General features: G+C 61.0%; 15 protein-coding genes and 1 tRNA gene. All 16 read left to right on the top strand.

From position 1 onward, the window contains the following. The first annotated feature begins 104 nt into the window (after positions 1-104). A complete protein-coding gene (locus ACVC5H_RS16690) occupies positions 105-677 on the top strand; it encodes a winged helix DNA-binding protein (protein ID WP_489618915.1) in 573 nt (190 codons plus the stop codon). A 37-nt stretch (positions 678-714) separates the two neighbouring features. Next, positions 715-1692 carry an NAD(P)H-quinone oxidoreductase gene (locus ACVC5H_RS16685; RefSeq protein ID WP_489618914.1) on the top strand — a complete coding sequence of 326 codons (978 nt, stop codon included), beginning with the start codon at positions 715-717 and terminating at the stop codon, positions 1690-1692. A 110-nt stretch (positions 1693-1802) separates the two neighbouring features. Further along, positions 1803-2549 carry a triose-phosphate isomerase gene (gene tpiA / locus ACVC5H_RS16680; RefSeq protein WP_489618913.1) on the top strand — a complete coding sequence of 249 codons (747 nt, stop codon included), beginning with the start codon at positions 1803-1805 and terminating at the stop codon, positions 2547-2549. Positions 2550-2637: 88 nt separating this feature from the next. Continuing rightward, positions 2638-3012 (top strand): preprotein translocase subunit SecG, encoded by a 375-nt coding sequence (gene secG / locus ACVC5H_RS16675; RefSeq protein WP_489618912.1) that lies wholly within the window; start codon positions 2638-2640, stop codon positions 3010-3012. A gap of 109 nt (positions 3013-3121) precedes the next feature. Further along, positions 3122-3206 (top strand) — tRNA-Leu (locus tag ACVC5H_RS16670). 119 nt (positions 3207-3325) lie between these two features. Further along, a complete protein-coding gene (locus ACVC5H_RS16665; RefSeq protein ID WP_006712939.1) occupies positions 3326-3685 on the top strand; it encodes an NADH-quinone oxidoreductase subunit A in 360 nt (119 codons plus the stop codon). A 3-nt stretch (positions 3686-3688) separates the two neighbouring features. Further along, on the top strand, positions 3689-4165 hold the full coding sequence (locus ACVC5H_RS16660) for a NuoB/complex I 20 kDa subunit family protein (protein WP_006712940.1): 477 nt from the start codon (positions 3689-3691) through the stop codon (positions 4163-4165). Positions 4166-4174: 9 nt separating this feature from the next. Next, a complete protein-coding gene (locus ACVC5H_RS16655; protein ID WP_008327656.1) occupies positions 4175-4771 on the top strand; it encodes an NADH-quinone oxidoreductase subunit C in 597 nt (198 codons plus the stop codon). Then, a complete protein-coding gene (locus ACVC5H_RS16650) occupies positions 4771-6024 on the top strand; it encodes an NADH-quinone oxidoreductase subunit D (RefSeq protein ID WP_338718955.1) in 1254 nt (417 codons plus the stop codon). The genes ACVC5H_RS16655 and ACVC5H_RS16650 overlap by 1 nt, the downstream gene beginning before the upstream one ends. Positions 6025-6112: 88 nt before the next feature. Next, positions 6113-6604 (top strand): NADH-quinone oxidoreductase subunit NuoE, encoded by a 492-nt coding sequence (gene nuoE / locus ACVC5H_RS16645; RefSeq protein ID WP_006712943.1) that lies wholly within the window; start codon positions 6113-6115, stop codon positions 6602-6604. Then, complete coding sequence (gene nuoF, locus ACVC5H_RS16640) at positions 6601-7896, top strand: NADH-quinone oxidoreductase subunit NuoF (RefSeq protein WP_489618911.1); 1296 nt, start codon at positions 6601-6603, stop codon at positions 7894-7896. The genes nuoE and nuoF overlap by 4 nt, the downstream gene beginning before the upstream one ends. 83 nt (positions 7897-7979) lie before the next feature. After that, positions 7980-10307: an NADH-quinone oxidoreductase subunit NuoG gene (gene nuoG / locus ACVC5H_RS16635; protein ID WP_489618910.1), complete on the top strand. Its 2328-nt coding sequence runs from the start codon at positions 7980-7982 to the stop codon at positions 10305-10307. A 2-nt stretch (positions 10308-10309) separates the two neighbouring features. Then, complete coding sequence (gene nuoH / locus ACVC5H_RS16630; protein ID WP_489618909.1) at positions 10310-11380, top strand: NADH-quinone oxidoreductase subunit NuoH; 1071 nt, start codon at positions 10310-10312, stop codon at positions 11378-11380. 21 nt (positions 11381-11401) lie between these two features. Then, a complete protein-coding gene (nuoI, locus tag ACVC5H_RS16625) occupies positions 11402-11890 on the top strand; it encodes an NADH-quinone oxidoreductase subunit NuoI (protein ID WP_006712947.1) in 489 nt (162 codons plus the stop codon). Positions 11891-12030: 140 nt separating this feature from the next. Next, positions 12031-12687 carry an NADH-quinone oxidoreductase subunit J gene (locus ACVC5H_RS16620; RefSeq protein WP_489618908.1) on the top strand — a complete coding sequence of 219 codons (657 nt, stop codon included), beginning with the start codon at positions 12031-12033 and terminating at the stop codon, positions 12685-12687. An 18-nt stretch (positions 12688-12705) separates the two neighbouring features. After that, positions 12706-13014, top strand: a complete 309-nt coding sequence (gene nuoK, locus ACVC5H_RS16615; RefSeq protein WP_013233782.1) for an NADH-quinone oxidoreductase subunit NuoK — start codon at positions 12706-12708, stop codon at positions 13012-13014. Positions 13015-13092 lie beyond the last annotated feature (78 nt).

Below are 13092 nucleotides of genomic sequence, written 5' to 3'. Positions count from 1 at the left end.
GATATTACATTTCAAAGAAAATATAAACAATATGTCGATAAATTATTTATTTAATGTTTGCGCTATAGTGTTGCCATTCCGTCGTCCAGACCTGCCCGCTTCCCATGAGCCAAGAGAAAAACGAGACGTCCACCTCCATCCAGCCTGATGCGCAAGAGGTCGCTCAGCCGTCGCGCCCGACCAAGATCGTGTCTTCCCAGCACCTGGTGTCCGAACGCAGTGCCGAGCTATCCGAGCTCGAATATGCACTCATCATGGCCAGCAATGCCTTCAACCGCTGGATGGTGCGCTGCATGGCGGCGGCCGGTGCCAAGGACATGACGGCCATCGAGGTATCGCTGTTGCATCACGTCAATCACCGTGACCGCAAGAAAAAGCTGGCCGATATCTGTTTCGTATTGAACGTCGAGGACACCCACGTGGTCACCTATGCCTTGAAGAAGCTGGTGAAGGCCGGTTACGTCAAGAGCGAGAAGGCCGGCAAGGAACTGCTGTTCTCCACCACCCCGGCCGGGCAGGCGCTGTGCATGAAATACCGCGAGGTCCGCGAGCGCTGCCTGATCGAGGTGCAGGCCGAGAGCGGCATTCCCAACCAGGCCATCGGCGAGGCGGCGCAATTGCTGCGCAATGCGTCCGGGCTGTATGACACGGCAGCGCGGGCGGCGGCTTCGCTTTGAGACCCCTCACACTCCATTGAACTGAAGGATAGGACACATGCGCGCAATCGAGATCAAGGAATTCGGCGGCCCCGAGGTATTGCAGGCCTGCGAACGGCCCGTGCCGGAGCTGAAGGCGGGTGAGGTGCTCATCAAGGTGCATGCGGCGGGCGTGAACCGTCCGGACGTGTTCCAGCGCACCGGCAACTACCCGGTGCCGCCGGGCGCTTCCGACCTGCCGGGCCTGGAGGTGGCAGGCGAGATCGTGGCGGGCGACCTGGGCGACAGCGGTTTCAAGCTGGGCGATCTGGTCTGTGCCCTGGTGCAGGGTGGCGGCTACGCCGAGTTCTGTGCTGCCCCGCTGGCGCAGTGCCTGCCGGTCCCCAAGGGGTTGAGCGCCTTGGAGGCAGCGGCCCTGCCGGAAAATTACTTCACCGTCTGGAGCAACGTCTTCGACCGCGGACAACTGTCAGGCGAAGAAACCTTGCTGGTGCAGGGAGGTTCCTCCGGCATCGGCGTGACTGCCATCCAGATCGCCCGTGCGCTGGGCCATCGTGTCTTTGCCACCGCAGGCAGTGCCGAGAAGTGCCGCGCCTGTGAAGAATTGGGTGCCGAGCGTGCCATCAACTACAAGACCGAGGATTTCGAGGCGGTGGTCAAGGAATTGACCGGTGGCCGTGGCGTGGACGTGATCCTGGACATGGTGGGCGGTGACTACCTGCCGCGCGAGATCAAGGCGCTGGCTGATGATGGCCGGCTGGTCTTCATTGCCCAGCTGGGTGGCAGCAAAGGGCAGCTGGACATGGGCCAGGTCATGCGCCGCCGCCTGACCATCACCGGCTCGACCTTGCGTCCGCGCCCGGTGGCGTTCAAGGCGGCGATTGCGGCCAAGCTGCGCGCGCAGGTGTGGCCGCTCATCGAGGCGGGCAAGATCAAGCCGGTCATTCACCAGCGCTTCCCGCTGGAACAGGCCGCGCAGGCACACGCCATGATGGAATCGAGCGCGCACATCGGCAAGATCATGCTGGAATTGTGATCCGGCGAGCGGGAGTGCGCGGTCTGGACAGCGCGGCTTTGCGCCAAGCGCCTAGTCCGGCTACAATACGAGGTTATCCAAATTGACACCCATCTCGTAGAACTCAGCCTATGCGTCGCAAACTCGTAGCCGGTAACTGGAAAATGAATGGCAGCCTGGCTGCCAATGCGGCCCTGGTGGCTGGTATCAAGGAAGGCCTGCCGGCCGAGGTGTGCGACGTGGCCGTGTGCGTGCCGGCGCCTTATCTGGCCCAGGTGCAGGGTGCGGTGGCCGGTTCGGCCGTGGCACTGGGTGCGCAGGACATGTCGGCGCACGCTTCAGGTGCCTATACCGGTGAAGTGTCGGCTGCAATGCTGCAGGAATTCGGTGTGCAATACGTCATCCTGGGTCACTCCGAGCGTCGCGCCTATCATGGCGAGACCGATGCGGCGGTGGCGGCCAAGACGGTGGCGGCATTGAAAGCCGGCCTGGTGCCGGTGGTTTGCGTGGGTGAAACGCTGGAGCAGCGCGAAGCCGGCCAGACCAATGAGATCGTGGGCGGTCAGCTCGACATCGTGCTGGCGGCCCTGGCGGCCGAGGATGCAGCACGCATCGTCGTGGCCTACGAGCCGGTTTGGGCTATCGGCACGGGCAAGACCGCCACGCCGGAAATGGCGCAGGAAGTGCATGCGATGCTGCGTGCGCGTCTGGCGGACAAGAGTGCGGAAGCGGCCGCCAAGGTGCGCATCCTGTATGGTGGCAGCATGAAGCCGGACAATGCCGGGCAACTGCTGGCCATGGCCGACATCGATGGCGGCCTGATTGGTGGTGCAGCGTTGAAGGCGGCGGATTTCCTGGCCATCATCAAGGCGGCCTGAAGTAGGGTAAGGGGTTTGTCAGTTGCGGGGGCGATAATTCGATGCTTCAGCAGTTGGCGATTGAAACATCAAGAGTGGACTTGTTTAAATGAATACTTTGTTTTTTGTTGTGGTTGTAGTTCAGGTGCTGGCAGCGCTGGCGATCATCGGTCTGGTGTTGCTGCAGCACGGCAAGGGGGCTGACATGGGTGCCGCTTTCGGCTCCGGTGCGTCGGGCAGCCTCTTTGGTGCGACCGGCTCGTCGAACTTCCTGTCGAAGTCCACTGCGGTAGCCGCCGGTATCTTCTTCGTGGCAACCCTGGGCCTGACCTTCATCGGCAATCATCACGTGACGCAAAGCGGCAGCGTGATGGATAATCTGCAGGTTCCGGCTGCTCCGGCCCAGCAAGCAGCACCTGCCGCGCCCGCTGCGCCGGCCGAGGCTGCCAAGCCGGGCGACCAGTCGAATCAGATTCCGAAATAAGCCTTTGCAGATTCAGAAATAATCGCAGAATAAAGTAGTAAGAATCTTTCTTTTTCGCTGATTGTGCATTGAACAAGAGTAACAAATGAAGGTACAATAGCAGCCTCAGGCCGACGTGGTGAAATTGGTAGACACGCTATCTTGAGGGGGTAGTGGCGAAAGCTGTACGAGTTCGAGTCTCGTCGTCGGCACCATAGAAATGAAATGAAAAGCCAGCGAAGGTCCTAGTGCCTGAGCTGGCTTTTTGTCGAGGAAGTTTCTGATTGATATTGAGAATCATTCCCATCGATAAACCAACGCATAGCGGCCAATCGTGAACCTCGAAAATTACTTCCCAGTCCTTCTCTTCATTCTTGTCGGCATCGGTGTTGGTGTCGCTCCCCAGCTCCTCGGTCGTCTTCTTGGTCCGCACAAGCCGGACGCTCAAAAAACTTCTCCTTACGAATGCGGCTTTGAAGCATTCGAAGATGCGCGCATGAAATTCGATGTGCGCTACTACCTGATCGCCATCCTGTTCATCCTGTTTGATCTGGAAACCGCCTTCTTCTTCCCTTGGGGCGTGTCCATGCGTGAGCTGGGCTGGCAAGGTTTCGTCACGATGATGGTCTTCATCGCTGAATTTGTTGTCGGATTTTGGTACATCTGGAAAAAGGGTGCCCTGGATTGGGAGTAAGCCATGTCTATTGAAGGCGTATTGAATGAGGGGTTTGTTACCACCTCGCTGGATAAGGTAATCAACTGGACCCGTACCGGATCCCTGTGGCCCATGACCTTCGGTCTGGCCTGCTGCGCAGTTGAGATGATGCACGTCGGTGCTTCGCGTTACGACCTGGACCGCTTCGGTGCGGTGTTCCGTCCGTCGCCGCGCCAGTCCGACCTGATGATCGTGGCCGGCACCCTGTGCAACAAGATGGCACCGGCACTGCGCAAGGTCTACGACCAGATGCCGGAACCGCGCTGGGTGATCTCCATGGGCTCCTGTGCCAATGGCGGTGGCTACTATCACTATTCGTACTCGGTGGTGCGCGGTTGCGACCGCATCGTGCCGGTGGACGTCTATGTGCCGGGTTGCCCGCCGACGGCTGAAGCGCTGCTGTACGGCGTGATCCAGCTGCAGAACAAGATCAAGCGCACCAACACCATCGCGCGCTAAGAGGGCAGTATGACGACAAAATTGGAAACTCTCGAAGCCGCCCTGCGTAATGCGCTTGGAGGGTATCTTCAGAATCTGACCGTGGCCCTCGGTGAAGTCACCGTGGTGGTCAAGGCCGCTGACTACCTGTCGGCCATGCGCGTGCTGCGCGATCATGCCGACACCCGTTTCGAACAACTGATCGACCTGTGCGGCGTGGACTACTCCACCTACGGCGACGGCGCGTGGGAAGGTCCGCGCTTTGCCGTGGTGTCGCACCTGATGTCGATCTCGCACAACTGGCGTGTGCGCGTGCGCGTGTTCGCGCCGGATGATGACCTGCCCATCGTGGCTTCGGTCGATCCGATCTGGAACTCGGCTGGCTGGTATGAGCGTGAAGCGTTTGACTTCTACGGCATCCTCTTCGACGGCCACCCCGACCTGCGCCGCATCCTGACCGACTATGGCTTCATCGGCCACCCGTTCCGCAAGGACTTCCCGGTGTCCGGCTACGTCGAAATGCGTTACGACGCCGAACAGAAACGCGTCATCTATCAACCCGTAACGATCGAGCCGCGCGAAATCACGCCGCGCATCATTCGTGAAGAAAACTACGGGATCAAATAATGGCAGAGATCAAAAACTACACGCTGAACTTCGGTCCCCAGCACCCGGCCGCGCACGGCGTGCTGCGCCTGGTGCTGGAGCTGGACGGTGAAGTCATCCAGCGTGCCGACCCCCATATCGGCCTGTTGCACCGCGCCACCGAAAAGCTGGCCGAGCAGAAGACCTTCCTGCAGTCCGTGCCCTACATGGATCGCCTGGATTACGTCTCGATGATGTGCAACGAGCACGGTTACGTGCTGGCCATCGAGCGCCTGCTGGGCATCGAAGTGCCGCTGCGCGCGCAGTACATCCGCGTGATGTTCGACGAAATCACCCGCCTGCTGAACCACCTGATGTGGATCGGCGCGCACGCGCTGGACGTGGGTGCGATGGGCGTGCTGCTGTATGCCTTCCGTGAGCGCGAAGACCTGTTCGACTGCTACGAAGCCGTCTCCGGCGCCCGCATGCACGCAGCCTACTATCGTCCGGGCGGCGTCTACCGCGACCTGCCGGACAGCATGCCGCAATACAAGGCTTCCATCGTGCGCAACGAGAAGGCCATCCGCGAACTGAACGAAAATCGCCAGGGCTCGCTGCTGGACTTCATCGAAGACTTCACCAATCGTTTCCCGACCTATGTCGACGAATATGAAACCCTGCTGACCGACAACCGTATCTGGAAGCAGCGTCTGGTGGGTGTCGGTGTGGTCTCGCCGGAACGAGCACTGCAGATGGGCTTCACCGGCCCCATGCTGCGCGGCTCGGGCATCGCCTGGGACCTGCGCAAGAAGCAGCCGTATGAAGTGTATGACCTGTTGGACTTCGACATCCCCATCGGCAAGAACGGCGACTGCTACGACCGTTACCTGGTGCGCGTGGCCGAGATGCGCCAGTCCAACCGCATCATCAAGCAGTGCGTGGAATGGCTGCGCAACAATCCGGGTCCGGTCATCACCGACAACCACAAGATTGCGCCTCCCAAGCGTGCGGACATGAAGTCCAACATGGAAGACCTGATCCACCACTTCAAGCTGTTCACCGAAGGCTTCCGCGTGCCTGCCGGCGAAGCGTATGCCGCCGTCGAGCATCCGAAGGGCGAGTTCGGTATCTACCTGGTCTCGGATGGTGCCAACAAGCCGTACCGCCTGAAGATCCGCGCCCCCGGCTTTGCCCACCTGCAAGCCCTGAACGAAATGGCCAAGGGTCACATGATTGCCGATGCGGTCACCATCATTGGTACGCAAGACATCGTGTTCGGGGAAATCGACCGGTAAGTCGAAGAGTAAGAGTCAAGGCGGGCTTCTCAGGAAGCCCGTCAGGTTTGGGGAATATCCAATAACCGCGCAGCACTGATGCGCATGGATGGCCAACGATATGCTGTTAAGTCAAGAAGCCCTTAAGAAAATCGATCGCGAACTCGCGAAATACCCGGCGGACCAGCGCCAGTCTGCGGTCATGTCCGCACTGCGCATCGCCCAGGTGGAACATGGCTGGCTGCCCGCCGAGCTGCAGCAGGAAATTGCCGACTACATCGGCATGCCCGCCGTGGCCGTGCAGGAAGTCGCGACCTTCTACAACATGTTCAACACCAGCCCGGTAGGCAAGCACAAGATCACCGTGTGCACCAACCTGCCGTGTCTGCTGTCGGGTGGCGAGCGCGCCGCCCATCACCTGAAGCACAAGCTGGGCATCGATTATCGCGAAACCACGGCCGACGGCCAGTTCACGCTGATGGAAGGCGAATGCATGGGGGCTTGCGGCGACGCACCGGTCATGCTGGTCAACAACCATCAAATGTGCAGCTGGATGTCCAACGAAAAGATCGACGCGCTGCTGGAGGAACTGAAGAAATGACCTGCCTGCACGACCGCCACATCAAACCGCTGATCCTCGCCGACCTGAATGGCGAGAACTGGCACCTCGAGGATTACGTCAAGCGCGGCGGCTACGAGTCGCTCAAGCGCATCCTCAACGAAAAGATCACTCCGGAACAAGTCATCGCCGACCTCAAGGCCTCGGGCCTGCGCGGCCGCGGCGGTGCGGGTTTCCCGACGGGCCTGAAGTGGAGCTTCATGCCGCGCCAGTTCCCGGGCCAGAAGTACCTCGTCTGCAACACAGATGAAGGTGAGCCGGGCACGTTCAAGGACCGCGACATCATTCGTTACAATCCGCACGCGCTGATCGAAGGCATGATCATCGGCGGCTACGCGATGGGCATCACGGTCGGCTACAACTACATCCACGGTGAAATCTTCGCCGAGTACGAGCGTTTCGAAGCAGCGCTGGAAGAAGCACGTGCGGCCGGCTTCCTGGGCGACAACATCCTGGGCACCGGTTTCAGCTTCCAGCTGCACGCGCACCACGGTTACGGCGCCTACATCTGTGGCGAAGAAACGGCCCTGCTGGAATCGCTGGAAGGCAAGAAGGGCCAGCCGCGCTTCAAGCCGCCGTTCCCGGCCAGCTTCGGCCTGTACGGCAAGCCGACCACCATCAACAACACCGAGACCTTCGCGGCCGTGCCCTTCATCTTCAAGGTGGGCCCGCAGGCCTACGCCGAGATGGGCAAGCCCAACAACGGCGGCACCAAGATCTTCTCGATCTCGGGCGACGTCGAGCGTCCGGGCAACTACGAGATCCCGCTGGGCACGCCGTTCTCCACCTTGCTGGAACTGGCCGGTGGCATGCGCGGCGGCAAGAAGATCAAGGCTGTCATCCCGGGTGGCTCGTCCGCACCGGTGATCCGTGGTGACGTCATGATGGACACCACCATGGACTACGACGCCATCGCCAAGGCCGGCTCGATGCTGGGTTCGGGCGCGGTGATCGTGATGGACGAGACCCGTTGCATGGTCAAGTCGCTGCTGCGCCTGTCCTACTTCTACTATGAAGAATCCTGCGGTCAGTGCACGCCGTGCCGCGAAGGCACCGGCTGGATGTACCGCATGGTGGAGCGTATCGAGAATGGTCACGGCAAGATGGAAGATCTGGACGTGTTGAACTCGGTGGCCGACAACATCCAGGGCCGCACCATCTGTGCGCTGGGTGACGCAGCGGCCATGCCGGTACGCGCGTTCGTGAAGAATTTCCGCGAAGAGTTCGAATACCACATCGAGCACAAACACTGCCTGGTTCCGGCATACATCTGAACAGGGCAGGGGATGCCGGGCGGGATGCGATGAGCCTTCCGCCGGTATCGTTGGCAAAGAAAATTTAGCTTGGGCAAACAGCCATGGTTGAAATCGAAATAGACGGCAAGAAGGTTGAAGTGCAGGAAGGCAGCATGGTCATGGACGCTGCCAACAAGATCGGCACGTACATCCCTCACTTCTGCTATCACAAGAAACTGTCCATCGCGGCCAACTGCCGCATGTGCCTGGTCGAGGTCGAAAAGGCCCCGAAGCCGCTGCCTGCCTGCGCCACGCCGGTGAACAACGGCATGATCGTGCGCACCGCCAGCGACAAGGCGGTCAAGGCCCAGAAGGGCGTGATGGAATTCCTCCTGATCAACCACCCGCTGGATTGCCCCATCTGCGACCAGGGCGGTGAGTGCCAGCTGCAGGATCTGGCCGTCGGTTACGGCGGTTCGACCTCGCGCTATCAGGAAGAAAAGCGTGTCGTGGAGCCCAAGGACGTCGGTCCGCTGATCTCCATGAAGGAAATGAACCGATGCATCCACTGCACCCGCTGCGTGCGCTTCGGCCAGGAAGTGGCCGGCGTGATGGAACTGGGCATGCTGGGCCGCGGTGAACATTCCGAGATCACCACTTTCGTCGGCAAGACCGTGGATTCCGAACTGTCGGGCAACATGATCGACCTGTGCCCGGTGGGTGCGCTGACCTCCAAGCCGTTCCGCTACAGCGCCCGTACCTGGGAACTGTCGCGCCGCAAGTCGGTGAGCCCGCACGATAGCGTTGGCGCCAACCTGATCGTCCAGGTCAAGAATGGCAAGGTCATGCGCGTGTTGCCCTTCGAGAACGAAGAAGTCAACGAGTGCTGGATCTCCGACAAGGACCGTTTCGCCTACGAAGCGCTGGACAGCGCCGAGCGCCTGACCAAGCCGATGTTGAAGCAAGACGGCAAGTGGCAGGAAGTGGACTGGCAGACCGCGCTGGAATACGTCGCCCACGGCCTGCGCAACATCCGTCACGAACATGGTGCCGACTCCATCGCCGCGCTGGGTACCCCGTACTCCACGCTGGAAGAACTGAGCCTGCTGCAGAAGGTCGTGCGCGGCGTTGGTTCGGATAACGTCGACTTCCGCCTGCGTCAGTCGGACTTCGGTCTGGATGGCCAGATCAAGCCGTGGCTGGGCATGTCCATCGTCGAATTCTCGCAGCTGAACCGTGTCTTCGTGATCGGCTCCTTCCTGCGCAAGGATCATCCGCTGCTGTCGGCCCGCCTGCGCCAGTCCGCCAAGAGCGGCGCCAAGGTCAGCGTGCTGCACGCTACCGACGACGATCTGCTGATGCCGGTCGCCAACAAGATCATCGCCACGCCCTCTGCATGGCTGTCCGCGCTGGCCGAAGTGGCCGTGGCCGTGGCTGAAGCCAAGGGTGTGGCTGCTCCCGCCGCCTACGCTGGCGTGGTGGCATCGGACGCTGCCAAGGCGACCGCTGCCAGCCTGCTGTCTGGCGAAGGCCGTGGCGTGTTCCTGGGCAATGCTGCTGTCCAGCATCCGCAAGCTGCGCAGCTGCATGCCGCCGCACAGTGGATCGCTGAACAAACCGGTGCCAAGCTGGGCGTGCTGACCGAAGGCGGCAACGCCGTCGGTGGCTACCTGGCCAATGCCGTGCCGACCCCGGGCAAGGGCGCCAACGCCGCAGCCGTGTTCGCACAGCCGCGCAAGGCTTACCTGCTGTTGAACGCCGAGCCGGAACTGGACAGCTACGATCCGCAAACCGCCCGTGCCGCCCTGAACCAGGCCGAGATGGTCGTGGTGATGTCCGCTTTCAAGCACGGTGCCGACTACGCCGACGTGCTGCTGCCGATCGCACCCTTCACCGAAACCGCCGGTACCTTCGTCAATGCCGAAGGCCGTGCGCAGAGCTTCAATGGCACCGTCAAGCCGGCCGGCGATGCGCGTCCGGGCTGGAAGGTCCTGCGCGTGCTGGGCAACCTGCTGGAACTGGAAAACTTCGAGTACGAAACCGCCGAGTCCATCCGCGACGAGCTGCTGGGCAAGGAAACCGACCTGTCGGCCCGCCTGAACAACATCGCCACCGTGCAAGCGCAGGCCGTACAGGCCGCCCCCGTCGGCGTGGAGCGCGTGGCCGATGTGCCCATCTACTTCGGCGATGCGATCGCACGCCGCTCGCCGCCGCTGCTGGAAACCCGCGACGGCCAGGCACCCAAGGCATGGCTGTCGGCCGCACTGGCTGCCAAGCTGGGCGTGGCTGAAGGCGACAAGGTGAATGTCAAGCAAGGCTCGGGCAGCGCTGCGCTGACCGCCGCCATCGATAAGAAACTGCCGGAAAACGTGGTTCGCGTCGCTGCTGCGCACGCCTCCACTGCTGCACTGGGCGGCATGTTTGGCGCAATCGTCGTGGAGAAAGCGTAAAAATGGATCACCTGATCGCCCAAATCAATACGGTAGGCCCGGCCTATCTGGGTCCGACCCTGTTCACCCTGGTGTGGACCCTGGTCAAGATCCTGGTGGTGATGGTGCCGCTGCTGCTGTGCGTGGCCTACATGACCTACTGGGAGCGCAAGCTGATCGGCTGGATGCACGTGCGTCTGGGCCCCAACCGCGTCGGTCCGGCCGGCCTGCTGCAGCCCATCGCCGATGCCGTCAAGCTGATCTTCAAGGAAATCTCCACGCCGTCCAAGGCCAACAAGGCGCTGTTCTACCTGGCGCCCGTGATGACCATCATGCCGGCGCTGGCCGCCTGGGCCGTGGTGCCGTTCTCGCCGGAACACGTGCTGGCCAACGTCAACGCCGGCCTCTTGTACCTGATGGCGATCACCTCGATGGAAGTCTACGGCATCATCATCGCCGGCTGGGCCTCCAACTCGAAGTACGCCTTCCTGGGCGCCATGCGCGCCTCGGCACAGATGGTGTCCTACGAAATCTCCATGGGCTTCTGCCTGGTGGTGGTGCTGATGGTCACCGGCAGCCTGAACATGACCGACATCGTGCTGGCCCAGACCAAGGGTCAATTTGCCGGCATGGGCCTGAACTTCCTGTCCTGGAACTGGCTGCCGCTGCTGCCGATCTTCGTGATCTACTTCGTCTCCGGCGTGGCTGAAACCAACCGTCACCCGTTCGACGTCGTGGAAGGCGAATCCGAAATCGTGGCCGGCCACATGATCGAATACTCGGGCATGTCCTTCGCCATGTTCTTCCTGGCGGAATACGCCGCGATGATCCTGATCTCGATCCTGACCGCACTGCTGTTCTTCGGCGGCTGGTCGGCACCGCTGGCAGCGTTGGACTTCATCCCGGGCTGGATCTGGCTGGGCTTGAAGACCTTCTTCTTCCTGTCGCTGTATGTGTGGATCCGCGCATCGTTCCCGCGCTATCGCTATGACCAGATCATGCGTCTGGGCTGGAAAGTGTTCATCCCGCTGACCCTGGTGTGGCTGGTGGTCGTGGCGATCTGGATCCAGTCGCCCTGGAATATCTGGAAATAAGTTGGAAGGCTGAGGCTAAAAATGGAAGCTATTAAGGATTTTTTCGGCAGCCTGATGCTCCGCGAGCTGTTCAAGGGCCTGGCCCTGACCGGTCGCTACCTGTTCAAGCGCAAGATCACGGTGCAGTTCCCCGAGGAAAAGACGCCGATGTCCCCGCGTTTCCGCGGTCTGCATGCGCTGCGCCGTTATCCCAACGGTGAAGAACGCTGCATCGCCTGCAAGCTGTGCGAAGCGGTCTGCCCGGCGATGGCCATCACCATCGAATCCGAGCAGCGTGCCGACGGCACCCGTCGCACCAGCCGCTACGACATCGACCTGACCAAGTGCATCTTCTGCGGTTTCTGCGAAGAGTCCTGCCCGGTCGACTCGATTGTCGAAACGCACATCCTGGAATACCACGGTGAGAAGCGGGGCGACCTGTACTACACCAAGGAAATGCTGCTGGCCGTGGGCGACCGCTACGAAAACGAAATTGCTGCGGCCCGTGCGGCCGACGCTGCCTACCGTTGACCGGTGCTGCCGGGCGGCCCTCTTGCCAGGGCGGCCGGGCAGGGCAGTGCAAGTCGTGCTGCAAGGTGTGGGATGGATTGCGATGGGATGGCGCACTTGCGGTCCCCGTGCTGATTGAATGAACCAACTTCTGGTTGATTATGGAATTTAAAACTGTCTTGTTCTACGTGTTCGCGGTGCTGGTGGTAATCGCCGCCGTACGCGTCATCACGGCCCGCAACCCGGTGCATGCGGCGCTCTTCCTGGTCCTGTCGTTCTTCTCGGCGGCCGGTCTCTGGATGCTGCTCAAGGCCGAGTTCCTGGCCATCGTGCTGGTGCTGGTCTATGTCGGGGCGGTGATGGTGCTGTTCCTGTTCGTGGTCATGATGCTCGACATCAACATGGACAAGCTGCGCGAAGGCTTCTGGGGCTACTTCCCGCTGGCCGCCACCATCGGCGTGATCATCGTGCTGGAAATGGCGGCGGTGCTGCTCAACAGCTTCTGGGTCTACGAGTCCCAGGTGCCGGCTGCCTCTGACACGCTGGGCCAGACCAAGCCGCTGGGCAAGCTGATCTTCACCGAATACGTGTACGGATTCGAAATCGCAGCCGTGATCCTGCTGGTGGCCATCGTCGCCGCCGTCGCCCTGACCCTGCGTAAGCGCAAGGACAGCAAGTACTTCGACCCGGCCCAGGCCGTCAAGGTCAAGGCATCGGATCGCGTGCGCCTGGTCAGCATGAAGGCCGAATCCACCCGCAATGAACCCGCTGCCGACGCCGCCGCTGCTGCGACCGACAAGCCGGCTCAACAATCTTAAGAAGGGCGCACAAGAATCATGGCAATCACGCTCTCCCACTACCTGATCATCGGCGCGATCCTGTTCGCGATCTCGATCGTCGGCATTTTCCTGAACCGCAAGAACGTCATCGTCCTGCTGATGGCCATCGAACTGATGCTGCTTGCGGTCAACATGAACTTCATTGCTTTCTCGCATTACCTTGGTGACGCGGGCGGACAGATCTTCGTGTTCTTCATCCTGACCGTGGCTGCGGCTGAGTCCGCCATCGGTCTGGCGATTCTGGTGGTGCTGTTCCGTAACCTGGATACCATCAACGTGGAAGACCTCGACAGCCTCAAGGGCTGAGTCGGCATCCGCAGCGTCCTGTTTTTGCGTTCTGGTTTGAATTTCATTTAAAGATGGGAGGCCCCCTTGCAGCAGATG

It is taken from the genome of Herbaspirillum sp. Her3, from assembly GCF_057961275.1.
The sequence above is the reverse complement of the archived record's forward strand: the minus strand, read 5'-3'. Positions and strand labels throughout refer to the sequence as shown.

Coding starts and splice junctions, on each gene's coding strand:
- ACVC5H_RS16690 (WP_489618915.1), top strand. CDS start 105: ATGAGCCAAGAGAAAAACGAGACGTCCACCTCCATCCAGCCTGATGCG.
- nuoK (WP_013233782.1), top strand. CDS start 12,706: ATGGCAATCACGCTCTCCCACTACCTGATCATCGGCGCGATCCTGTTC.
- nuoI (WP_006712947.1), top strand. CDS start 11,402: ATGGAAGCTATTAAGGATTTTTTCGGCAGCCTGATGCTCCGCGAGCTG.
- ACVC5H_RS16660 (WP_006712940.1), top strand. CDS start 3,689: ATGTCTATTGAAGGCGTATTGAATGAGGGGTTTGTTACCACCTCGCTG.
- nuoH (WP_489618909.1), top strand. CDS start 10,310: ATGGATCACCTGATCGCCCAAATCAATACGGTAGGCCCGGCCTATCTG.
- ACVC5H_RS16685 (WP_489618914.1), top strand. CDS start 715: ATGCGCGCAATCGAGATCAAGGAATTCGGCGGCCCCGAGGTATTGCAG.
- nuoG (WP_489618910.1), top strand. CDS start 7,980: ATGGTTGAAATCGAAATAGACGGCAAGAAGGTTGAAGTGCAGGAAGGC.
- ACVC5H_RS16655 (WP_008327656.1), top strand. CDS start 4,175: ATGACGACAAAATTGGAAACTCTCGAAGCCGCCCTGCGTAATGCGCTT.
- ACVC5H_RS16650 (WP_338718955.1), top strand. CDS start 4,771: ATGGCAGAGATCAAAAACTACACGCTGAACTTCGGTCCCCAGCACCCG.
- tpiA (WP_489618913.1), top strand. CDS start 1,803: ATGCGTCGCAAACTCGTAGCCGGTAACTGGAAAATGAATGGCAGCCTG.
- ACVC5H_RS16620 (WP_489618908.1), top strand. CDS start 12,031: ATGGAATTTAAAACTGTCTTGTTCTACGTGTTCGCGGTGCTGGTGGTA.
- nuoF (WP_489618911.1), top strand. CDS start 6,601: ATGACCTGCCTGCACGACCGCCACATCAAACCGCTGATCCTCGCCGAC.
- secG (WP_489618912.1), top strand. CDS start 2,638: ATGAATACTTTGTTTTTTGTTGTGGTTGTAGTTCAGGTGCTGGCAGCG.
- nuoE (WP_006712943.1), top strand. CDS start 6,113: ATGGCCAACGATATGCTGTTAAGTCAAGAAGCCCTTAAGAAAATCGAT.